Genomic DNA, 22,931 nt, shown 5'->3' with positions numbered 1-22,931 from the left:
CCTGTGGGGTATTACAGGTAAGCCAGGGTGAAGTTCGCCACGCTGGTGAAGTCGCCTGGTACCACGGCGCTTGAGGCGCTGCTGCCCTGCAGGTAAGCGGCGAATTTCAGCGAGTTGTCGCCGTCGTTCAGGCCCTGACCGTCGGTTGCGGTGCCCAGTTCCACTTCTTTGGAGTGCAGGTTGTCGTAGATCACGATGCCGGCGCCGGTTGCCGTGCCGCTCAGGGCCAGCAGTTTGTTGTTGACCGGATCAGGCGTGCCGGTAAAGGTCACTTTGACGTTTTTCATGGTGGAGATGGAGCAATCTTTCAGTTCGATGTTGAAAGGCTGCATGCTGGATTTACCCTGGTTGGCCAGGATGCGGCTGCTGATCTGGCCCATCGGCACGGTTTGGTCAACGGATTCCGGCGCGACGCTGCATGGCGCATCGATAATTTCGCCGGTAAAGGTGACTTTACCGCTGCCCTGATTAGATGCGGCATGAGCAACAGAGGCGGAAGCGAAAGCAATCACGGTTGCCAGCATTAATTTATTCAGTTTCATTTCTCAGGTTCCTGTAGAGAGTTTTTAAATAAAAGAACAGCACATCTAAATCCCCCGCGGCGGCGGCAACGCCATGTCGCCGTCCGTGCGGTTGGAGCCAGATCCTTTTGCTCTGGGCAATACGCCGACATCCGTTATTTATGAGAAATAACGAGATTTGGAAAATCGACAATGGATTTTCTGGTAAATAAAATACGAGTTTTACGTGTGGCGTGTTGCTGGGAATATTCTTGCAAATAATAGTATTGCTTGGAAATAGATTTTATTAAATTAAGTCAAATTCAGAATATAAAACCAAAAGGAAAAAGAAACATATTTGCTTTAAAATCAATAGATCGTATACAAATATTATCCAGTATAAATCACTATATAAATAACGATATGCGAGATATTAGATCGGGGGAAATAGGGTGATACCTACAATTCACAATATTGTTTTGCTAATATCGCCCTTAGGCAGCAGATGATGCATTTCCCTTTAGAAACAAAATATAAAACATAATTCATTGTTTTTATTGTTGTTTCATGGTTTTTTGTTCACGAGAGATTGGGTTTCTTATTCGCGTTTAGTTCGCGTTTAAGCCTAATTGATTAACAATTAAATAACAATTACACCGGTAGTGAATTATCCTATCGCATTGCGGTATAGGGATTTTTCACCGCCTAACCCATTTTGATTAATCAAATTAAGGCATGTGCTGCTGCCGTTCGCCACATAATGATGACCTAAGTGACAATTAAAGGATTATAAACGGAATGATAACGATGATTAATGCTTGCAGCGGGCGCCGCTGGATGGGTTTGGCTATATTTCTGCTGTCTTTTATGGCGCTTTCTGGCTGTGCGGGCGGGAGCAAGACAAAACTGAATTCCGTGAAAAAAATCTCACAGAATAATCCTAATGATAAATCCGATGAGCAACGCATCGCACTTTGTCAGCAACGGGTTAATTCATTAAAGAATATTAATCCGCAAAGTTACCAAAAACGCATCGCCTATTTTAACGGCCTTCTTTCCAACGCCTCCGGATATGCCGGGGTACGCGGCAACGTGGATGAGAGTACCCGTAAAGCGATAGATGCTCTTTATCAATATAAAACCGAGAAGTTCTGCGCCGACGTCGAGCATGAGCTGATGTCCGATCTGTCCAGCCGGGTTGAGAATCTGTAGCCATGAAGCGATGCGCGCAGGGATGGGCGATGGTTCTTTTGCTGTTAGCGGCGAGCGGGGCCGCTTGCGCCGCCGATGACGGCATTCCCGCGCTGTTGAAGTTTGCCGAACAACGGCAGGCACCACCGGCCGCGCCCAGGGAAGAAACCGTGCGTAAATCGGCGCCCGCACCGGTCACCAAACCGGCCACCAAACCGGCCGCCATCGTCGGGGCAGACAGCGTTCGTTTAACGTCGCTGAAGCAGTCTTTGCAACAACAGGCGGAGAAAATCCGTCAGTTGGAGCGGCAGTTGGCGGCGGCTCAGGCCGCGGCGGCGGCGAAACGGGAGCGGGTCGTCGTCGATATTCGGCCGCTGGCCGATGCCCTGAAGGGATTGCGGCAAGCCGTTGCGCCGGTGCCAGAGGTGGGCGCATTGGCCGCTTCGCTCACGCGGGCCGAACAGCGCAGCGCAAGTTTGGCGGCGCAACTGGCACAGCAGCAGCAGCGGGTAGAGACCTTGCTGGCCGAACGGCAGCAGGCGGCCAAGCCACCCGTGCTGGCCAGTGAGGCGGACAAGCTGGCATATGCCGCCGGCGTGTCGCTCGGGCGCGACATTCTGCATCTGCAGCAGGAGAACCGGCGCGCGGGGCTGGAGGCGGAGAGTCCGCTGTTGTTGGCGGGCATCGCCGATACCCTGGCCGGGCGGTTGCGGCTGGATGAGGCCGCCATCGACAGCGCGCTGCGCACGGCGCATCAGCGCTTGCAGCAGGCGCAGCAGGCGCAGGCTCCGCCTCTGGACGGTAAAGACTATCTGGCCGCTTTTACCCGTCAGGAGGGCGTCAAGCAGGATGCGCTCGGTTTCTACTACCGGGTGGACTATGCCGGCAGCGGGGCGATCGGCGCCGACGATCGGGTAGATATCGTGGTGCGCGAAAGCCTGACCGACGGGCGGGTGGTCAAAGACATGGAGCTGGCGGGGACGGTGATCTCGCAGCCGTTGACGCGCTATCCGCCGCTGTTTCGCGCCGCTATCGAGAAGCTGCAGCGCCACGGCTCGATCACGCTGGTGGTGCCGCCGGCGCTGGCGTACGGCAAACAGGGCAGCCCGCCGGCGATCCCCCCGAATGCCACCATGATTTACACCCTGCGCATCGCTGACGTGCAGCCGTGAGCGGGGTGCTCAGCAGTAACCACTCAGGAGGAATGCTATGGCCAAGGCGCCGAAAACGTTTGAAAGCAGAAAATCGCTGATGCTGAATGTGTTGCAAGGGTTGTGCAGGGAGCGTGTGGAAGGATCCGGGGGCCATCATCCCCCGCCGGAACAGTGGCCGAAGACGCGCGAGCTGGCGGATAAATGCGGCGAAAATATTTATACCACCCGCACCCTGCTGCTGGCGTTGGAAAAGGAGGGCAAGGTTCACTGCACCCACCGCAGCATCAACAATTCTCTCCGTTGGTACAGCTGCGACGAACAGGCAGCGATAAAAAAAGAGTGATTCGACCTTGGTGGTCGCTTTTGACTATTCCCACAGCTAATCATTAATTAAATTTATCATTTGACGGGGCGTTTCGCTCCGTCAATCCTCCCTCTTCGTTCACTGCCATCCGCACAGCCATTGCTAAGATGTTTTTTGCGGCCATATACTTATCGCTCAGACGGAAACAGGTGTAGGGAGCCGGCATCGTAATGAAGGAAAAGAAAGACATACTGAGATTGGATGATATTCATTATCAAATAGACAGCCAGGTGATCCTGGATTCCGTCTCTTTCACGCTGGGTGAAGGCGAGTTCAAACTGATCACCGGGCCTTCCGGCTGCGGGAAAAGCACCCTGCTGAAAATCATCTCTTCCTTAATGGATCCGACCAGCGGAAAGCTCTATTTCGACGGCCAGGCGATCGACGAGATGTCGCCGGAGGCGTATCGCAAGCAGGTCTCTTACTGCTTCCAGACGCCGTCACTGTTCGGCAATACGGTTTACGACAATCTGGCGCTGCCCTACCAGATCCGTCAACAGCCGCCGGCCGAGCGAAAAATGAAGGCCGATCTGGCGCGTTTCGGCCTGCCGGAGGCGATGCTGACCAAAAGCATCAATGAACTGTCCGGCGGGGAGAAGCAGCGCGTGTCCCTGATCCGCAACCTGCAGTTTATGCCGCGGGTGCTGTTGCTCGATGAGATCACCAGCGCGTTGGACGAGGAAAATAAGCGCAACGTCAACGAAATAGTGCATCAACTGGTGGCGGAACACCGGCTGGCGGTGCTGTGGGTGACGCACGATACCGAAGAGATAGCGCATGCGGACGAGGTGATCACCCTGCGCGCGCATGGCGCCGAGCAACAGGAGCAACAGCATGAATCAGCATAACATCACCAACGAATCCTTGGGCTTGTCGATGGTGCTGGTGGTGGTCGCCATCCTGATCAGCCACCGGGAAAAACTGGCGCTGGAAAAGGACATTATCTGGAGCATCTGCCGCGCGGTGGTGCAGCTGATCATCGTCGGCTACGTGCTGAAGTATATTTTCGACCTGGATAACGCCGTTCTCACCGTGTTGATGGTGCTGTTCATCTGCTTTAACGCGGCCTACAACGCCAAGAAACGCAGCAAGTACATCGAACACGCGTTCGTGACGTCGTTTATCGCCATTACCACCGGCGCGGTGCTGACGCTGGCGGTGCTGGTATTGACCGGCTCCATCGAATTTACGCCGATGCAGGTGATCCCCATCTCCGGGATGATCGCCGGTAACGCCATGGTGGCGGTGGGGCTGTGCTACACCAACCTCGGCCAGCGTTTCAAAGGCGAGCAGCAGAAGATTCAGGAGATGCTCAGCCTGGGGGCGACGCCCAAGTTCGCGTCGGCGGCGCTGATCCGCGACAGCATCCGCGCTTCGCTGATCCCGACCGTGGACTCGGCGAAAACCGTTGGGCTGGTCAGCTTGCCGGGCATGATGTCCGGGCTGATCTTTGCCGGTATCGATCCGGTGAAAGCGATCAAATACCAGATTATGGTGACCTTCATGCTGCTTTCTACTGCCAGCCTGTCAACCATCATCGCCTGCTATTTGGCCTACCGTAAGTTTTACAACGAGCGCCACCAGCTGGTGGTCGGCAACCTGAAGTAACGCCATGAAAAACGGCCTCCGCGGAGGCCGTTTTTTTACCCTTGCAGCAGGGCGATGCTCTGGCGGATTTCCCGTTCGATATCCGCCTCGCTCCAGCCGTCCAGTTGTGAAGAGAAGGGCTCGAAGGCATAGACGCCGGTGTAGCCCAGGCGTTCGAGGTTCTGTACCTGGCGGCGGCTCTCTAGCCGATCGCCCTCGCTCAGCATAATGCGCTCTTCGTCGCTCAACGTGCCTTTATCCCGCCCGTCCTCCACGCCGGACAGATGCACCAGGCCGATCTGCGCCACCTGGATCTGCGCGTCGAAGTCGGCTTGCGTCACGCCGCTCAGATAGTGGTGGAACGTATCGAGCACGATACGGTACGGCGCGCCCGAGTCGCGGATGAGCGCCTGGGTCAGCAGCGACGATCGCAACGAGCTGATGCCGAAGCCCAACGGTTCGACGTATCCCTGTACGCCATAGCGCGCAAACAGCGGTGCCAGCAGCCGCAACGCGGCGAGGGTGTCGTCGCGTTTTTGCTGCTCGCTGCGCGTGTCGTCGGCGCTGCAGTGCGGGCACAGCACCAGCGCCCGGCTGTGGATGGCCTGCGCCTGCGCCAGCAACGCTTCGGCGCGCTGCTGCAGCGCCGCCGGGTCATCCATCAGATTGAACATGCCGAGGGCGTTGATCGTGACGATTTCAATGCCGTATTGCGCGGCGAGCGCGTTGAGCTGCGCGTCGCTCAGATCGTCGGTCACCTTGCCGCTGGGCATGTCGTTGCGCAGCTCAACTTTGCTGAGCCCGCAGCGTTTCACCAGGCGGAAAAAATGGTCCAGATTGAGATTCGGCGCGATCTTGCGGTTAATGCAGAAGCGGTCCAGCGCAATGTTCATGGGCATGACTCCAGCGGTCAGGGTTGAGAGATCAGGATTTGCCGTTTTCCAGCGGCAGCGGCTTGCCGTCGGGCAGGGATTGGCGGTGGCGTTTGGCCATCACCACCTGCTCCATTTTTTCCAGTGAGACGCCTTTGGTTTCCGGAATATAGCGGCCGATAAACCAGTAGCTGAACAGACAGCAGGCGGCGAAGATCCACATCGGGAAGGCGCCGTGGAAATGCGAGAACAGGTAAGGGTGGTCGTTGATCATCGGGAACGACTGCGACACCGCGAAGTTGGCGACCCACATGCAGCCGACGGCGATGCTCATCCCCTGCGCGCGCATGCGGTTCGGGAAGATTTCCGACACCAGCACCCAGGCGCCGACGCCCCAGGACAGCGCATAGAACACCATGAAGAACAGCATGCCGAACAGCGCGAAATAGCCGGTGGCCTGCGTGTAGAGCGCGTACGAGGTGAGCAGCAGGCCGGCGATGGCGCCCAGCGTGCCGTAACGCATCAGCGGAATGCGGCCCATGCGATCCATCAGCATGGCGCCGATGACCGAACCGACCAGCTGCAGCACGCCGATCCAGATGGTCTGGAACAGCGCTTCCTGCGCGTTTTCGGTGACGGTTTTCAGCACCACCGGCGCGTAGTACATCATCACGTTGACGCCGGTGACCTGCTGTAACATGGCGATCATGCAGCCGACGAACAGGATAAACCGCACCCGCACATCGCCGTAGTTCAGCTTCCGGTGCTGCTGCTGTTGATCCTGCTGCAGCGAGTCTTTGATTTCTTTCAGCAGATTCTGCGCGTGGGCGGCGTTGGAGACCTTGGTCAACATCGCCAGCGCCTGATCGTCGCGGCCCATCATCACGTTCCAGCGCGGCGATTCAGGAATGACGAACACCAGGATGCAGAACAGAATGCAGGGGATCACGCCCGAGGCGAACATCCAGCGCCAGCCCATTTCCACCAGCCAGGCTTCGCTGGCGATGCTGGCGATTTTGAAGTTGACGTAGAAAATCACGATCTGGCCAAAGACGATGGCGAATTGCTGCATGCTGAGCGCCCGCCCGCGCATGTCTTTCGGCGACACCTCCGACATGTACATCGGCGACACGGTGGCGGCAATGCCGACCGCCAGCCCGCCGATGATGCGGTAGATGACGAACCAGGTGAAGGTCGGGGCCAATGCGGCGCCGACGGCGGACACGGTGAACAGCAGCGCCGCCAGCATCAGCGCCTTTTTGCGGCCCCAGCGCGCCGCCAGCGGCCCGGCGGCGAAGGCGCCGACCACGCAGCCGATCACCACGTTGGAGACGGCCCAACCGGTTTCGGCCGGGCTGAGATCGAAATAGGTTTTCAACGCTTCGATCGCGCCGGAGATCACGGCGGTATCGTAGCCGAACAGAATGCCGCCCAGGGCGGCGATGCCGCAAATTCGCAATATGTAGCCGGTATTGTGCTTACGCTGATATGACATGTGTTGCTCCGATTTTTATCCTGGCTTCCGTCCGCACGGTCGGGGTGTCGGGAAGAGGGCGAGCGGAAGGGTGTGAACCGTGCCTGTCATCAAGGCGATGTCGTCGATAAATGCTGGAACAAACAAGAACATTTATTTCATAATTAGTGAATAATGGAATATTGATTTTTAGATCCAGTTCAAAAAAAACCGTCACCTCTGCGCCAGGCGCCTTGGGCGTTCGGGGGCGGACGGTAACGACGGCAGAGCAGGCTCAGTGCGGGTTTTCTGTAGCAAAGTCAGTGTGTATTAGCTCTGTTTTCTCCGCCGCTGTTGTGCTTTCCCTGGCACGACAATGAAAGCGCCAATCCGATCGACACCGCAAAATTGCGACCTCACGCACTAAAAACAAATTTTTCAAAACAATTTATTTGAAACTTTTTTTTCAATGAAATAGAGTTTGCTGCATCCGGTCAGGATTTAGCCGGCTTGCCGACGGAGTTTGGCGAGCGGGACGATTAACGCCGCGCCGCCTGTGAGTGGCCTGGCGATAGCGGACTTGAAAAGAGGGCGTGACATGAAAACCGTGGGTAATTTTATTGACGGGCAGGTGTGCCTGAGCAGCAGCAATCAAACCATCGACGTGCACAACCCAGCCAGCGGGCAGGTTGAGCGGCGCGTCACGCAGAGCACCGCCGCCGAAGTCAAACAGGCCATCGACGTGGCGCATCGGGCGTTCGCCGACTGGTCGCGCACCACGCCGCTGCGCCGTGCGCGCATCATGTTCAATTTCAAGGCGCTGTTGGAACAACACCGCGACGAGCTGGCCGAGCTTATCGTCAGCGAGCACGGCAAAGTGTATTCGGATGCGCTGGGCGAACTGACGCGCGGCATGGAAGTGGTCGAATTCGCCTGCGGTATCCCGCATCTGATCAAGGGAGAGTATTCGCCGGACGTCGGCAGCGGCGTCGACAGCTTCTCGCTGATGCAGCCGCTGGGTGTGGTGGCGGGCATTACCCCGTTCAACTTCCCGGCGATGGTGCCGATGTGGATGTTCCCCATCGCACTGGCCTGCGGCAACACCTTTATCCTCAAGCCGCCGGCGCTGGTGCCTTCGGCCTCGGTGCGCCTGGCGGAGCTGCTGAAAGACGCCGGCCTGCCGGACGGCGTGTTCAACGTGGTGCACTGCGCCAATGAAGATGCGGCGCAGCTGTGCACCGATCCGCGCATTCAGGCGGTGAGCTTCGTCGGTTCCTCCACCGTGGCGGAACATATCTATACCACTGCCAGCGCGCACGGCAAGCGGGTACAGGCCTTCGGCGCGGCGAAAAACCAGGCGATCGTCATGCCGGACGCCGATCTGGACGCCACGGTCAACGCGTTGATGGGCGGCGCGTTCGGCTCCGCCGGTGAGCGTTGCATGGCGCTGCCGATCGCCGTGGTGGTCGGTGACGATACCGCCGACAAACTGATCGCCAAACTGAAGCCGCTGATCGCGCAGCTGCGCGTCGGGCCGGGCTTGCAGCAGGGTGGCGAAGAGAATGAAATGGGGCCGCTGGTGTCGTCTGCCCACCAGAAAAAGGTGCTGGGCTACATCGATCTGGGCGTGGAAGAAGGCGCAACCCTGGTGGCCGACGGCCGCAATTATCAGGTGCCGGGCTACCCTGAAGGCTACTACGTCGGCGGCACGCTGTTCGACCATGTGAAGCCGAATATGCGCATCTACCGCGAAGAGATCTTCGGGCCAGTGCTGGGCATCGTGCGGGTGCCGGACTATCGCACCGCCATCGACACGGTCAACGGCCATGAGTTTGGCAACGGCAGCGCCATCTTTACCGGCAGCGGCCACTACGCGCGTCAGTTCGTGCAGGAAGTGCAGGCCGGGATGGTCGGCGTCAACGTGCCGGTGCCGGTGCCGATGGCGTTCCACAGCTTCGGCGGCTGGAAGCGCTCGGTGTTCGGCGCGTTGAACGTGCACGGCACCGACGGCGTGCGCTTCTACACGCGCATGAAGACCGCCACCGCACGCTGGCCGGCCGGGCAGCAGACGGTGTCCGAATTCAGCATGCCGACGCTGGGTTAAGCGCTGTCATATTCAGGCCAGGCCGTTGCTCCTTCGGGGCAGCGGCCTTTGCACGGGTCATTAACAGGAGAATCGAGATGTCTTCACTGCTTGCCAAATGTCAGACGCCGAATGCCGAGGGGCGTATTCAGCACGTGACGCCGGAAAATGCCGGTTGGCGCTATGTCGGCTTTGACGTTTACCGCCTGGCCGCCGGGCAGTCGCTGCAGCTGGAATGCGGCGACCAGGAACTGTGCCTGGTGCTGGTTGCCGGTATCGCCTCCGTCGCCACGCTGCGCGCCGAATACCCGCATATCGGTAAACGCATGAGCCCGTTCGAACGTACGCCGCCTTACGCAGTGTATGTGCCGCACCACGATCGCATCGACGTGCGGGCAGAAACCGATCTGGAGCTGGCGGTGTGCAGCGCGCCCGGCAGCGGCCACCTGCCTTCACGGCTGATTACGCCGGCGGATATCGGCGTGGAGCGGCGCGGCAAGGGGCGTAACCAGCGGTTGGTGCATAACATTCTGCCGGACAGTGAGCCGGCCGACAGTCTACTGGTGGTGGAGGTTTACACCGACGAGGGCAATACCAGCTCCTACCCGAGCCACAAGCACGATCAAGAAGACTCACCGCACGAAACCTATCTCGAAGAGACGTACTATCACCGCATACAGCCGGAGCAGGGGTTCTGCATGCAGCGCGTCTATACCGACGATCGCACGCTCGATGAGTGCATGCCGGTCTACAATCGTGACGTGGTGAAAGTGCCGCGCGGTTATCACCCCGTGGCGACGCTGGCGGGTTACGACAACTATTACCTCAACGTGATGGCCGGGCCGGTGCGGCAGTGGAAATTCACCTGGGAAAAAGACCACGCCTGGATTAACGGCGACGGCTATCCCGCCGCGCAATAAGCGCCTGAGGCCCGGCTTGCCGGGCTTTTTTGTCAGCCTTACTCGTCCCGGGCGTTATTCAGCGCCAGCGAGACCGCCAGCGTCTGCGCCAGGCACATCGAAGCCACCTGCGAGCGGAACCCGTCCACCTGCGCTTCGCGCACCACGAAACAGACGTCGCTGAAGGCGGCCAGCGGGCTGACCTGGCTGTCGGTGATGGCGATCTGCTGCGCGCCGCGCTTGGCGCCCAATTCCACCAGTTCCACCGCCTCGCGGGCGTATGGCGAATAGCTGATGGCGATCACCACGTCCTTCGGTTTCACCATGCTCAGCTGTTCGGTGAACATCCCGCCCAGGCCGTCGATCAGAAACGCGCGGCGCTCCAGATGGCGCAGCGCATAAGTGAGGTAGGAAGCGACGCTGAACGAGCGGCGCAGGCCGATCACGTAGATGTTTTCAGCGTTGTTGAGCAGCTCGACGGCGCGATCCAGCTGCTCGGGAGCGATCTGCATCGCCAGCTGCTGCAGCGCCTGCGCGTTGACCATGGTGAATACGTTGAGAATCTCCGCCGGCTTCTCTGGCGCGACGTTGTCGTCGGTGGAGGTTTGGCGGAACAGGCGCGCGCGCTCGGTATAGTTCACCGTCTCTTCCATCAGATGCTGACGGAACACCTGCTTCATTTCGTTGAAGCCGCTGAAACCGAAGGCGTTGGCGAAACGGATCAGGGTGGAAGGCGGCACGCTGGCCTGTGCGGCGATGGAGGCAACGGTATCGAAAGCGATGCTGTTACTGTTATCCAAAATATAGCGCGCCACCTGTTTCAAACGCTTGCTCAGCGTTTCATAACGGTGGCGGATCTCGTCCTGTAACAGCGAAAGTTGAGTTGGGTTGTTCATCCATTCGGCTCGCAGTGGGGTGAAGGCGCATTGGCCTGACGCCTGAAATATTGACAGGGTATTTTAACAGACGGAGCGGAAATTTCATTTCCTCAAAAAGCGATTTATTCGATCGCACATTGCGCGACTTCACAGAAAATGGGCAAAAAAATCCCCTTAAAGCGGCGAAATGGCCTTAAGGGGACGTGAACCTGCTCTCGCTGTCAGTGCGTGCCGCCCGCCTGTGGACGGTACTGGCGCCAGAAACCGATCAGCGTCAGGTATTTTTGTTTCACCTGCTCGATCAGGGCCGCGTCGTCGATTTCCCCCTGCAGCCAGCGGCGCGAAGGTTGGCCGAAAATAGTGCGGCCGACGGCGAAACCTTTCACCCAGCGCGCATCTGCGGCGGCGGCAAAGCCCGCCTTCAGCACCGCCTCTGGGGAATCGAGCCCCAGGATCAGCACGCCGCGGCAGTCGGGATCGTAGGCGTCGATCAGCGCACCGACCTGCTGCCAGTTTTCCGCGCTCAGCGGCGGCAGTTTCCACCAGTCCGGCTGAATGCCCAACCGGTAGAAGTGTTCAATCATCTCCAGGTAATAGCGCTCGTCCTTGTCGGCGTTGCCGTCCGGCAGGATCACTTCCAGCAGCAGCTCATGGCCGGATTTGCAGCAGCCGCGGTAGACGTCGGCGATCAGCTCATCCTGTTCGCGGCGCAGTTCTGCCGCGTCGTGCGGATGATAAAACACCAGGCACTTCACCACGTGCTCCTGCGGCCAGTCGATCAATTGCGAACCGATGTTGCCGTGCTCCAGGCGCAGCGGGCGCGAGCTGGGCAGCTCCACCGGCCGGCCAATCCACCATCCCTGACCGGTGATTTCGTTCAGCGCCGCCTGCCCGTAGGTGGTGTCGGCCAGAATGCCGCTGTTGCCGTTGAGGCCGGCCTGCGCGGCAGCCTGTTGCGCCGCCGTTAACAGCAGGGTTTTCAGGCGCGGAATGCGTTCCTCGCTGACGCCGGCTTCGCGCGCCATGTCCGCCAGCTGCTTGCGGTGATCGAAGGCGAATACGCACAATTCCGGCCACTGTTGCTTGCGGGTGGTGACCCGGTGCAGGTGATTCAGGCGTGCGTCGCGGTCCGGGCGCGTGACCTGTTGTTCACGCTGCAGATAGTCATCCAGCTCCCGTTTGGTCGGCATGGCCGGGGCGCAGCCGTGACGCGAGACCACCAATGCGCCGCAGGCGTTGGCGTAGCGGCAGGCCTGATCCCAGCCCTCATCGTTCAGGTAGCCGCGCAGCAGGCCGGACATAAAGGCGTCGCCGGCTCCCAGCACGTTCAGCACTTCCACTCGCACACCAGCGTGCAGCTTCACCTGTTCCCAGTCGTCGGCGATGTCATCTTCGAACACCGAACAGCCCTGCGCGCCGCGCTTGCACACCAGCGTGGCCGCCGTGGCCCGGCGCACGTTTTTCAGCGCCGTCAGCGTGTCGGTGCTGCCGCCGGCGATATGAAATTCCTCTTCGGTGCCGACGATCAGATCGAAATGGTGCAGCACCTCTTGTAGCTCGCGCGTTACCTGATCCGATTCCACAAAGCGGGTTTCGCCGTCGCCCAGCGACGTCAACCCCCACAGCACCGGGCGGTAATCGATGTCCAGCGCGGTGCGCAGGCCGTGGCGGCGCGCGTATTCCAGCGCCTTCAGCACCGCGGCGCGGGTGTTCGGGTGCGACAGGTGCGTGCCGGTGATGGCCAGCGCGCGCGCGGAAGCAATGTAGGCCTCGTCGATGTCGTCGGGCGTCAGCGCCATGTCCGCGCAGTTTTCGCGGTAGAAGATCAGCGGGAAGGTTTCCTGATCCTTGATGCCGAGGATCACCAGGCCGGTTAACCGACGTTTGTCGGTGATCAGGCAGCGAGTATCGGCCCCGACGCGCTGCAGCTCTTCGCGCAGAAAGCGGCCCATGTGTTCATCGCCGACGCGCGCCAGCATGCCGGATTTTAACCCCTGAATGGCGGTGCCGTAGGCCACGTTGCCGGAAGATCCGCCGAGGTACTTGGCGAATGTGCCGGCGTCTTCCAGCCGCGCGCCGATCTGCTGAGCATAGAAATCGACGGCGATGCGCCCGAGACAAATGACATCAAGCTGTTTTTCTTGTGTAGCCATACCCGTTTCCTTCTGTTTAAGCAAAACTCCGGCGGCGGCCCGAGCGTGGCGCCCTGCAGGAAGCATGGGGATAGTATGGGGAATGAAAATTTCAATTTCAATATAGAATGAAATTTACACCCCGAAAATGTGATGCGTTTAAAACATCGACAGGAGAACGGGAAAAGCCGATGAAGCGGCCATAAGACGGCGACCGGGCGCGCGCAGAAAAGGGGGTTAGATCAGGATAAAAGGCTGTCAGCCCGTGTGGTAACGGTTGTTATCGGCCGGTGCGCGGCGCGAAGCCAGTAAAGGCTGAATCACGAGATGAAACGGGCTTTTCATGTAATATGCGATCTTTATCGCAAAATGAAATGTTTCTTCTGTAATGTGATTTTATGAAAAATATATTTGTTTATAATCGCTTCACGTTTCAGGTTGTCGACTTCGTGAGCAGCGGGCATCGCCTGCTCAAGATAATAGCTGCCGCCGCGTAATACAAACACGGGATTGTCGGCTCGGCGCGAGCCCTTTCCGGGGCGGCCCTCAATCTAAAGGGTGAGTAAATGGGCAAGATCAGGCTAACCATGGCGCAGGCGCTCGTCAGATTTCTCGATAACCAGTATCTGCTGGCCGACGGGGTGGAAACCAAATTCGTCGCGGGTATTTTCGCGATTTTCGGCCACGGCAACGTGCTGGGGCTGGGGCAAGCGCTGGAACAGGATAGCGGCGATCTGCGGGTGCATCAGGGCCGCAACGAGCAGGGGATGGCCCATGCGGCGATCGGCTTCGCCAAACAAAAACTGCGCCGGCAGATCTACGCCTGCACTTCATCGGTCGGCCCCGGCGCCGCCAATATGATCACCGCCGCGGCCACCGCCACCGCCAACCGCATTCCTTTATTGCTGCTGCCGGGCGACGTTTACGCTTCCCGCCAGCCCGACCCGGTGCTGCAGCAAATCGAACAGTCTTACGATCTCAGCATCAGCACCAACGACGCGTTCCGCGCGGTGAGCAAATACTGGGACCGCATCGTGCGACCGGAACAGCTGATGAGCGCCTGCATCAATGCGATGCGCGTGTTGACCGATCCGGCGGAAACCGGCGCGGTGACGCTGTGTCTGCCGCAGGACGTGCAGGGGGAAGCCTACGACTACCCCGACTATTTCTTCCAAAAACGCGTGCACCGGCTCGATCGCCGTCCGGCGACCGACGGCATGTTGGCGGACGCGTTGGCGCTGCTGACGGCCAAACGCAAACCGCTGCTGGTGTGCGGCGGCGGCGTGAAATACTCGCAGGCCGGGCGGGCGCTGCGCGAATTCGCCGAGCGCTTCGGCATTCCGTTCGCCGAGACCCAGGCCGGCAAAGGCGCGGTGCCGAGTGACCATGGGTTCAACCTCGGCGGCATCGGCGAAACCGGCTGCCTGGCGGCCAACACGCTGGCCCGTCAGGCCGATCTGGTGATTGGCGTCGGCACCCGTTACACCGATTTCACCACCTCGTCTAAATGGCTGTTTCAACACCCGGACGTCAGCTTCCTCAATATCAACGTCAGCGCCTTCGACGCCGGCAAGCTCGACGGCGTGCAGGTGCTGGCGGACGCCCGCGAGGCCCTGAGCGAACTGGGCGCGCTGCTGACGCAAACCGAGTACCGCGCCGGCTGGGGCGACGCCATCGCCGCGGCGCGCGCTGCCCAGCATGAAGAGACCGAGCGGGTTTACGCGGTGGAATACAGCGGCGCAGGCTTTGTGCCAGAGATCGACGATCACCTCGATCGCGAGCGGGTGTTCGCCGAATTTATCGCTCAGACCGACTCGGCGATGACGCAAAGCCGGGTGCTGGGGGTACTGAACCGCGAGCTCCCGCCGGACAGCGTGATCGTGGCCGCCGCCGGCAGCCTGCCGGGCGATCTGCAGCGGGTGTGGCATAACCGCGGCGAGCACGGTTATCACGTGGAATACGGCTACTCCTGCATGGGGTACGAGGTGAACGCCGCATTGGGGGTCAAGCTGGCCGAGCCGCAGCGTGAGGTGTACGCGATGGTGGGCGATGGCGCCTTCATGATGCTGCATTCCGAACTGGTCACCTCGATTCAGGAAGGTTGCAAGATCAACGTGGTGCTGTTCGACAACATGACCAACGGCTGCATCAACAACCTGCAGATGGAACACGGCATGGACAGCTACACCACCGAATTCCGCTTCCGCAATCCAGAGGGCGGCAAGCTCGACGGCAAACTGGTGCCGGTCGATTTCGCCATGCTGGCGGCGGCTTACGGCTGTAAAACCTATCGCGTCACCACCGAGCAGCAGCTGCTCGATGCGCTGGCCGACGCCCGCAGGCAGACCGTGTCCACGCTGCTGGACATCAAGGTGCTGCCGAAGACCATGGTGCACAAGTATCTCAGCTGGTGGCGCGTGGGCGGCGCTCAGGTGGCCGACAGCGAGAAAATCGTCGCAGTGGCGCGCAAGCTGCAGGAAAACATCGATAAGGCGCGCGATTACTGATTCGTTTTCGAACACAACACACTTTCCAGAGGGTAGCGAAAATGACATTGAACATTGGGGTTATCGGCACCGGCGCCATCGGCCGCGATCATATCCGTCGCTGCAGCAAAGTTTTGCAGGGCGCCCGCGTCGTGGCGGTGAACGACATCAATCGCGACAACGCCGCCAAGGTGGTGAGCGATCTGCAGCTGGATGCGCGGGTGTATGACAACGGCCACGATCTGATCAAGGCCGCCGACGTGCAGGCGGTGCTGGTCACCTCCTGGGGGCCAAGCCACGAAGAATTCGTGCTGGCGGCCATCGCCGCCGGCAAACCGGTGTTCTGCGAGAAGCCGCTGGCGGTGACCGCGCAGGGCTGCAAGAACATCGTCGATGCCGAAGCGAAGCACGGCAAGCGGCTGGTGCAGGTCGGCTTTATGCGCCCCTATGACCAGGGCTATCGCGCGCTGAAACAGGTGCTGACCAGCGGCCAGATTGGCGAACCGCTGATGTTGCACTGCGCGCACCGCAACCCGACGGTCGGCGAGGCTTACACCACCGATATGGCGATCACCGACACCCTGATCCACGAAATCGACGTGCTGCGCTGGCTGCTCGACGACGACTACGTGTCGGTGCAGGTGGTGTTTCCGCGCAAGAGCCCGAAGGCGTTCCCGCACCTGAAAGATCCGCAGATTGTGCTGTTCGAAACCGCCAAGGGTACGCGCATCGACGTCGAAATTTTCGTCAACTGCCAGTACGGCTACGACATTCAGTGTGAAGTGGTGGGGGAAACCGGCATCGCCAAACTGCCGGAGCCGTCCTCGGTGCAGATGCGCAGCGGCGCCCGCCTGTCGACCGAAATCCTGACCGACTGGAAAGATCGCTTTATCGACGCCTATGACGTCGAGCTGCAGGGGTTCATCAATGACGTGGCCGCGGGCAAGCTGACCGGGCCTTCCGCTTGGGACGGCTACGCCGCCGCGGTGACCGCCGACGCCTGTGTGGCGGCCCAGCTCAGCGGTGAGATCGTACCGGTGACCCTGCCGGCGCGCCCGGCGTTTTACAACAAGCCATCGGCTTGAACCCCGTACCCATGATTGCAGAGGAGTGACCATGAAGATCGCTTTTGATGTCGACGTTATCCGGGATTTGGGCGTGACCAAAATGGTTCAGCAGGTGGCGGACTGGGGCTATAAATACATCGAGCAGTCGCCGCACCCGCAGATCAACCCGTTTTACAAGCATCCGAAGGCCAGCCGCGAAATCATGGCGGAGTATAAAAACGCCCTGAAAGCGACCGGCGTGGAGATCTCCTCATTTATCGTGGTGTATCGCTGGTCCGGGCCGGGCGAAGATCGCCGCCAGGCGGCGGTCAAAAACTGGCGACGGATGATCGAGATCGCGGTGGAAATGGGCGTGCAGGTGATCAACACCGAACTGGCCGGCAACCCCAACGAGCCGGAGATCTGCGAGGAGCTGTGGTATCGCTCGATGGAGGAGCTGCTGCCGATCATCGAGCGTGAAGGTATCCGTATGGAGATCCAGTCGCACCCGTGGGACTTCTGCGAGCTGAGTAACGAAACCGCCGATCTGGTGAAATCGCTGCGCAGCGACCACGTCAAATACCTCTACAGCGTGCCGCACACCTTCTACTACGACAAGGGGCAGGGCGATGTGGCCGGCATGTTGCAGTACGCCGGGGACGATCTTTCCCACGTGCTGATTGCCGACACCATGAATCACACCAAGCATTGCCGTTATATCGTCAATCCGCCGGGCGTTGACGCCGCGGTGCATCAGCACGTCGGCATCGGCGAAGGTGAGGTGAATTTCGACGCCCTGTTCCAGACGCTGCGCGACATGGAATTTGCCAACCGCAGCTTCAAGGCCGGCGGCGAATCGATCATCTGCACCTCGCTGTTCGGCTATCCGGAAAAGATGCCGAGCCAGGCGGTGGCGACCAGAGAGCGCATCGAAAGAGAGCTGTTGGGCAAATAATCTTATTTGGCTCGCCGGCGTCATTTGCACCGGCGGCCCTCCAAGGACCGAGGCAGACCATGAATAAAGACAACGTGAAATTGGCCATCGCGCCAATCGGCTGGACCAACGACGACATGCCCGATCTGGGCAAGGAAAACACCTTCCAGCAGTGCGTCAGCGAAATGGCGCTGGCCGGTTTCACCGGCAGCGAAGTGGGCAGCAAATACCCGCGCGATCCGGCGGTGCTGAAACCGATGCTGGATATTCGCGGCATTCAGATCTGCAACGCCTGGTTCAGCACCTTTTTCGCCGACGGCCAAAAAGACAAAACCATCGATGAATTTATCAACCACATGAATTTCCTGCATGCCATGGGCGCCAGGGTGATTGGCTGCTCCGAGCAGAGCAAGAGCATTCAGGGCACCACCAAAGGCGTGTTCGAAGAGAAGCCGTATTTCAGCGATGAAGAGTGGCAGCGCGTGGCCGACGGTTACAACGAGCTGGCGAAGATCGCCGCCGGCAAAGGCATGCAGGTGTGTCTGCACCACCACATGGGTACTGGCATTCAGACTACCGCCGAAATCGATCGCTACATGAGCATGGTCAACGACGACGTTTACCTGTTGTTCGATACCGGGCACGCCTACTATTCGGAAGGCAGCCAGCAGGCGATGATGGCGATCCTGGAGAAGTATCTGCCGCGCATCAACCACGTCCATCTGAAGGACGTGCGCGATGAGGTGGTGGCGGAAGTGAAGGCCAACAAGCTGAGCTTCCTCGATGGCGTGAAGAAGGGCACCTTCACCGTGCCGGGTGATGGCGTGATCGACTTCAGGCCGGTGTTCAAGCTGCTGGACGAGCGCGGTTACAAGGGATGGATGGTGGTGGAGGCCGAGCAGGATCCGGCGCTGGCCAACCCGTTCGAGTATGCGGTGAAAGCGCGCCGCTATATTCGGGAAACCGCCGGTATTTAAGCGGTAAGGGTGAATAAAGATCGAGGGGCGCTGCCAGCGCCCCTTTTTTGATGGCGGCGCGTTAGCCGCCGAGCGTTTGCCAGGTTGCGACCTGGCTGCCTGGCCATGGTGTGGCGGCATGCACGCCACGGGCGATCGCCCGAGCGAGGGTATCCGCCGCCAGCGCGCCGATTTGCAGCACCGCCAGTTCGCGGCTGCCCTGTACCTCGCGCTGCCCGGTGGACAGGGCGAACACCACGTCGCCGTCAAACGGGCTGTGCAGCGGGCGAATAGCGCGCGCCATACCGTCTTGCGCCATGATGGCCACCCGTTTCAACTCCACTCGCGTCAGCGCCAGGTCGGTGGCGATGCAGGCCAGGGTGGTGTTCTTTCTGCCGCCCTGCGGCTCTTGCACCATCCCGTCTTCACCCTGCGCATGCAGTTGCGCCAGCGCCGCCGCGCCGCCGTTGCCAAATTCACCGTTAATTTCATAAGGCGTCGCCCAGAAGGCGCGGGTGCCGGGTGCGACCACCGCACCCAAACTGTTGACCGCCACCAGCGCGCCGACGGTAGCGCCGTTGGTGGCCACGATCGACGCCGAACCGAGGCCGCCTTTCAGCTTGCCCATGCCGGTCATGGCGCCGTAGCCGGCCCCGACGGTGCCCAGCGGAAAGTCCAGGCCGGCCTTGCCGACCGCCTCGATGCCCAACTGGCGATACGGCGGCGTGAGCTGCCAGTTTTTGTCGCCGCCGTTGGCCAGATCGTACAGGCAGGCGGTGGGCACGATAGGGGAGACCGGCACGCCGGGTGCTGGGCGCAGTGCGTAGCCTTTACCCTGTTGCCCCAGCCAGGCTGCGACGCCATCCGCCGCCGCCAGACCGTAAACCGAACCGCCGCTGAACGTCAGCGCATCGATGGTCTGTACCAAATTGTCCTCACCGAGCGCGTCGGTTTCCCGGGTGGCGGGGCCGCCGCCGCGCACGTCCACGGCGGCAATCGCCGGGCTGTCCGGCAGGATCACCGTCGCGCCGGTGCGCACTCGGCTGTCCTGCGCCACGCCGACCTTCAGGCCGGGCACATCGGTAATCAGGTTGCGGGAGCCTGGACGCCCGGCGGCGGAAGTTGGCATAGCGGCACCTAATGGGGTGAGAGGAGAGAATATGCCGACGGCGGCGGTCAGGCCGGCCAGCGCGTGTAAAAAGGTTCGGCGGTTGATATGCAGGGGCCGGCACAGCGGCCCCTGCGGGTGGGGAATATTACGCATCGCCGTGCGGCTGCCCGGAACGCAAACGCGCCATATGGTAGGCGTCGACCAGCACGCCATCGCGCATGGCATAGCCGCGGCTGGTGCCCTCTATCTCGAAGCCGAACTTGCGGTATAGCGCGATGGCGGCCGGGTTGTCGGTGAACACCGTCAGTTCGATGCGCTCGATGGCGGCCCAGTTGTCGCACAGGTCGATCATCGCCCGCATCAGGCGGCTGCCGACGCCTTTGCCGTGGTAGCGCGGATCGACGCCGATGCCGAAGGTGGCGACGTGGCGGCGGCGAACGCGCTGATTCAGCATCACAACCAACTGGCCGGCAAGCTGCCCGTCGATTATGGCCGCCAGGTTATGCGTGCCCGGTTCGGGATTGGCGAGTCGCTTCTGCCAGGACTCGACGGACGGTAGCGGGAGCTGCAGCGTATCGCGGTAGACGGGCGTCTGCGAATAAAGATGATGCAGGGCTTGCGCATCCGTTGTTTCCACGTGGCGTATCACGATCTCGCTCATGTCGCTGCTCCTTTTGCTTACCGGTTGAATAACCTCTGAATTTATCCGTTTACTGCCTTGAGTCAATATTATTTCAACGGGTCAAAAAAAACGCTTTACAGGTGCGAATGATAATGATTATTATTGCGATGCGTTCCGGGGAGGGCATCAACCCTTGATACTCTCGCTGCGAAGGCACGACATTGCTCACATTGCTTCCAGTGTTTACTTAGCCAGCTCGGGTGCTGGCTTTTTTTTTGCCCTTTTTTCAGCCGTTTCCGCCTTCAACAAATCCGCTGCCCATCCGCTGTTTCATTCCATCGAAATTTTTGAACAGAGGCATGAGTTTTTTACGCTTTCTTATTCTTCTGGCAGGACTAGACTGTAAAAAAACATTGAGGAGAGTTGAATATGATTTATGTACGTAAAGCGGAAGACCGCGGCCACGCCAATCATGGCTGGCTGGATAGCTGGCACACCTTCTCATTTGCCGATTACTACGATCCGAACTTTATGGGATTCTCGGCGCTGCGGGTGATCAACGAAGATATGATCGATGCAGGGCAGGGTTTCGGTACTCACCCGCATAAAGACATGGAAATCCTGACCTACGTGCTGAGCGGCACGGTGGAACATCAGGACAGCATGGGCAACAAGGAGCAGATCCAGGCCGGTGAATTCCAGATCATGAGTGCGGGCACCGGGGTGCGTCACTCCGAGTACAACGCCAATCAGGATCGTCCGTTGCACCTGTACCAGATTTGGATCATCCCGGATCAGGTCGGGCTTGAGCCACGCTATGAGCAGCGCATGTTCGACGCGCCGCAGGGCCGTCAGCTGGTGCTGTCGCCGGATGCGCGTGACGGCTCGCTGAAGGTGTTCCAGGATATGACGCTGTCGCGTTGGGCGCTGAATAAAGGCGAGCAGGGGGAATGCCCGATCGCCGCCGGCCGTCGCGTTTGGATCCAGGTGGTGCGCGGCAAGGTCTCGGTCAACGGCCAGACCGCCGGCATCAGCGACGCGTTCGCGGTGTGGGATGAATCGGCACTGACGATCCAGGCCGACGAAGAGAGCGAAATCCTGCTGTTCGATCTGCCGCCGGTGTGATTAAGCGGTAAATATCAAGGGCTCACGGTGTGAGCCCTTGAGGTGAGTGATTCGCCTGCCGACGTTGCCTGACTTAACGCCGGCAAAACATATAAAAACAAGGAAAATCAATTTATTGATTTTCGGTTGATCGTCACAAAGGGGGAGAAACCACGCTTTTTCCCCTTTGTCTGCGTATGAAGGGCTCACTATGTGAGCCCTTTTTGCGTTGGCCGTCGCATAACCGACAATATCGGCCCGCCGTTTTTTTTGCTAAAATGACTGCCCATTCATGGTTAGTCAGTTCATTGATAATGAAGAAAAAACGGCCGGTACTCCAGGATGTGGCGGACAAGGTGGGCGTGACCAAGATGACGGTGAGCCGTTATCTGCGCAATCCCGACCAGGTTTCCGTCGCCCTGCAGCAAAAAATCGCCGTCGCGCTGGATGAGCTGGGCTACATCCCCAACCGCGCGCCGGACATCCTCTCCAACGCCACCAGCCGGGCGATTGGCGTGCTGTTGCCGTCGTTGACCAACCAGGTGTTCGCCGAAGTGCTGCGCGGCATCGAAAGCGTGACCGACGCGCACAACTACCAGACCATGCTGGCGCACTATGGCTACCTGCCGGAGCGTGAAGAAGAACGTCTGACCTCGCTGCTGTCTTACAATATCGACGGCCTGATCCTGTCTGAGCGCCATCACACGCCGCGCACCCTGAAAATGATCGAGGTGGCGGGCATTCCGGTGGTGGAGCTGATGGACTGCGTCTCGCCGTGCATCGATCTGGCGGTGGGCTTCAACAACTTCGAGGCGGCGCGCCAGATGACCCAGCAGATCATCGCGCACGGCCACCGTCACGTGGTCTATTTCGGCGCCCGTCAGGATGAACGTACCATCATCAAGCAGCAGGGGTATGAGCAGGCGATGCGTGAATCCGGCCTGGAGCCGTACAGCATCATGACCGCGCGATCTTCCTCCTATTCCGCCGGCGGTGAACTGCTGCGCGTGGCGCAGCGCGACTATCCGCAGATCGACAGTATCTTCTGCACCAACGATGACCTGGCGATCGGCGCGGCCTTCGAGTGCCAGCGGCAGGGGCTGTCGATCCCGCAGGACATGGCGATCGCCGGCTTCCACGGCCATGACATCGGCCAGGTGATGGTGCCGAAGCTGGCCAGCGTGCTGACGCCGCGTGAACGCATGGGGCAGATCGGCGCCGAGCGCTTGCTGGCCCGGCTGCGCGGTGAAACGGTATGCCCACGCATGGTGGACGTCGGTTTCACCGTGATCCCCGGTGGCAGTATCTGAGCCATTTTAACGTTCTGTTTTAACACCCTTTCTTTTTGCAGCGCGCCCTGAGGCGCGCGGGTTATCCCGCCTGTAAGCCCGCCGCTCGTTGCCGACATAAGTTTGATCTCTGTCCCAGAACGCGAATTTTAGCCGCTTACCCGGTTCCGGCGCTCATGTTGTTACCGGTATCATGATACCGGTAACAACGAGTGTGCGGTCATCTTGCTGCAAGACTGAACCTCTGACTCAACAACACCTACAGCTCTT

At 59.7% G+C, this 22,931-nt stretch carries 20 protein-coding genes; 13 read left to right on the top strand and 7 right to left on the bottom strand.

Annotated features, from left to right (window positions below; genetic code table 11):
- Positions 1-11: 11 nt before the first annotated feature.
- Positions 12-542: a fimbrial protein gene (locus ACSJLU_RS23505; protein ID WP_015379342.1), complete on the bottom strand. Its 531-nt coding sequence runs from the start codon at positions 540-542 to the stop codon at positions 12-14.
- A gap of 795 nt (positions 543-1,337) precedes the next feature.
- Here ACSJLU_RS23505 and ACSJLU_RS23500 point away from each other — a divergent pair.
- From ACSJLU_RS23500 to fetB, 5 genes are all read left to right on the top strand, one after another.
- Positions 1,338-1,712: a hypothetical protein gene (locus ACSJLU_RS23500; RefSeq protein WP_373275267.1), complete on the top strand. Its 375-nt coding sequence runs from the start codon at positions 1,338-1,340 to the stop codon at positions 1,710-1,712.
- Between the two features lie 29 nt (positions 1,713-1,741).
- A complete protein-coding gene (locus ACSJLU_RS23495; protein ID WP_439041045.1) occupies positions 1,742-2,863 on the top strand; it encodes an FKBP-type peptidyl-prolyl cis-trans isomerase N-terminal domain-containing protein in 1,122 nt (373 codons plus the stop codon).
- A 37-nt stretch (positions 2,864-2,900) separates the two neighbouring features.
- Positions 2,901-3,188 (top strand): FaeA/PapI family transcriptional regulator, encoded by a 288-nt coding sequence (locus ACSJLU_RS23490; protein WP_004930885.1) that lies wholly within the window; start codon positions 2,901-2,903, stop codon positions 3,186-3,188.
- 191 nt (positions 3,189-3,379) lie between these two features.
- Positions 3,380-4,057 carry an iron efflux ABC transporter ATP-binding subunit FetA gene (gene fetA / locus ACSJLU_RS23485; protein ID WP_049205592.1) on the top strand — a complete coding sequence of 226 codons (678 nt, stop codon included), beginning with the start codon at positions 3,380-3,382 and terminating at the stop codon, positions 4,055-4,057.
- Positions 4,044-4,817 carry an iron efflux ABC transporter permease subunit FetB gene (fetB, locus tag ACSJLU_RS23480; RefSeq protein ID WP_025304582.1) on the top strand — a complete coding sequence of 258 codons (774 nt, stop codon included), beginning with the start codon at positions 4,044-4,046 and terminating at the stop codon, positions 4,815-4,817. Before fetA ends, fetB begins: the two co-directional genes overlap by 14 nt.
- 35 nt (positions 4,818-4,852) lie before the next feature.
- On the opposite strand, the gene ACSJLU_RS23475 is transcribed toward fetB, so the two are convergent.
- Both ACSJLU_RS23475 and ACSJLU_RS23470 read right to left on the bottom strand, forming a co-directional pair.
- Entirely contained in the window at positions 4,853-5,689 is an 837-nt protein-coding gene (locus ACSJLU_RS23475; RefSeq protein WP_025304581.1) for a TIM barrel protein, read from the bottom strand.
- A gap of 31 nt (positions 5,690-5,720) precedes the next feature.
- A complete protein-coding gene (locus tag ACSJLU_RS23470; protein WP_025304580.1) occupies positions 5,721-7,163 on the bottom strand; it encodes a sugar porter family MFS transporter in 1,443 nt (480 codons plus the stop codon).
- A 556-nt stretch (positions 7,164-7,719) separates the two neighbouring features.
- On the opposite strand from ACSJLU_RS23470, the gene ACSJLU_RS23465 reads away from it, so the two are divergent.
- Both ACSJLU_RS23465 and iolB read left to right on the top strand, forming a co-directional pair.
- A complete protein-coding gene (locus ACSJLU_RS23465) occupies positions 7,720-9,225 on the top strand; it encodes a CoA-acylating methylmalonate-semialdehyde dehydrogenase (RefSeq protein WP_380827163.1) in 1,506 nt (501 codons plus the stop codon).
- A 77-nt stretch (positions 9,226-9,302) separates the two neighbouring features.
- Positions 9,303-10,124, top strand: a complete 822-nt coding sequence (gene iolB / locus ACSJLU_RS23460; RefSeq protein WP_025304578.1) for a 5-deoxy-glucuronate isomerase — start codon at positions 9,303-9,305, stop codon at positions 10,122-10,124.
- Positions 10,125-10,162: 38 nt separating this feature from the next.
- Here the strand turns inward: iolB and ACSJLU_RS23455 are convergent, their stop codons facing one another.
- A complete protein-coding gene (locus ACSJLU_RS23455; RefSeq protein ID WP_004930856.1) occupies positions 10,163-10,999 on the bottom strand; it encodes a MurR/RpiR family transcriptional regulator in 837 nt (278 codons plus the stop codon).
- Positions 11,000-11,202: 203 nt separating this feature from the next.
- On the bottom strand, positions 11,203-13,134 hold the full coding sequence (locus tag ACSJLU_RS23450; RefSeq protein WP_025304577.1) for a bifunctional 5-dehydro-2-deoxygluconokinase/5-dehydro-2-deoxyphosphogluconate aldolase: 1,932 nt from the start codon (positions 13,132-13,134) through the stop codon (positions 11,203-11,205).
- 545 nt (positions 13,135-13,679) lie between these two features.
- Here ACSJLU_RS23450 and iolD point away from each other — a divergent pair.
- Genes iolD through iolE form a run of 4 tightly spaced genes read left to right on the top strand, consistent with a single transcriptional unit; the run spans position 13,680 to position 18,556 of the window.
- A complete protein-coding gene (gene iolD, locus ACSJLU_RS23445) occupies positions 13,680-15,620 on the top strand; it encodes a 3D-(3,5/4)-trihydroxycyclohexane-1,2-dione acylhydrolase (decyclizing) (protein WP_342096662.1) in 1,941 nt (646 codons plus the stop codon).
- A 41-nt stretch (positions 15,621-15,661) separates the two neighbouring features.
- Positions 15,662-16,684, top strand: coding sequence for a Gfo/Idh/MocA family protein (locus ACSJLU_RS23440; RefSeq protein WP_342096663.1), 1,023 nt, complete (start codon positions 15,662-15,664; stop codon positions 16,682-16,684).
- A 31-nt stretch (positions 16,685-16,715) separates the two neighbouring features.
- Complete coding sequence (locus tag ACSJLU_RS23435) at positions 16,716-17,600, top strand: sugar phosphate isomerase/epimerase family protein (protein WP_049205585.1); 885 nt, start codon at positions 16,716-16,718, stop codon at positions 17,598-17,600.
- Positions 17,601-17,659: 59 nt separating this feature from the next.
- Entirely contained in the window at positions 17,660-18,556 is an 897-nt protein-coding gene (gene iolE / locus ACSJLU_RS23430) for a myo-inosose-2 dehydratase (RefSeq protein WP_019455194.1), read from the top strand.
- A 61-nt stretch (positions 18,557-18,617) separates the two neighbouring features.
- Here iolE and ACSJLU_RS23425 read toward each other — a convergent pair whose 3' ends face one another.
- Together ACSJLU_RS23425 and ACSJLU_RS23420 are read right to left on the bottom strand one after the other, a co-directional pair.
- On the bottom strand, positions 18,618-19,799 hold the full coding sequence (locus ACSJLU_RS23425) for a P1 family peptidase (protein ID WP_049205584.1): 1,182 nt from the start codon (positions 19,797-19,799) through the stop codon (positions 18,618-18,620).
- The gene (locus tag ACSJLU_RS23420) at positions 19,792-20,307 is read right to left on the bottom strand and encodes a GNAT family N-acetyltransferase (protein ID WP_049209126.1); all 516 of its coding nucleotides are present in this window, start codon (positions 20,305-20,307) and stop codon (positions 19,792-19,794) included. Before ACSJLU_RS23420 ends, ACSJLU_RS23425 begins: the two co-directional genes overlap by 8 nt.
- Before the next feature lie 390 nt (positions 20,308-20,697).
- Between ACSJLU_RS23420 and ACSJLU_RS23415 the strand changes: the two genes are divergently transcribed.
- A complete protein-coding gene (locus ACSJLU_RS23415; RefSeq protein WP_025304570.1) occupies positions 20,698-21,393 on the top strand; it encodes a pirin family protein in 696 nt (231 codons plus the stop codon).
- A 293-nt stretch (positions 21,394-21,686) separates the two neighbouring features.
- Positions 21,687-22,682 carry a gluconate operon transcriptional repressor GntR gene (gene gntR / locus ACSJLU_RS23410; RefSeq protein WP_025304569.1) on the top strand — a complete coding sequence of 332 codons (996 nt, stop codon included), beginning with the start codon at positions 21,687-21,689 and terminating at the stop codon, positions 22,680-22,682.
- The last annotated feature ends 249 nt before the right edge of the window (positions 22,683-22,931 follow it).

It is taken from the genome of Serratia bockelmannii (assembly GCF_051803255.1).
GTDB classification, from domain to species: Bacteria; Pseudomonadota; Gammaproteobacteria; order Enterobacterales; family Enterobacteriaceae; genus Serratia; species Serratia bockelmannii.
This window is presented reverse-complemented; position numbering and strand designations above follow the sequence as displayed.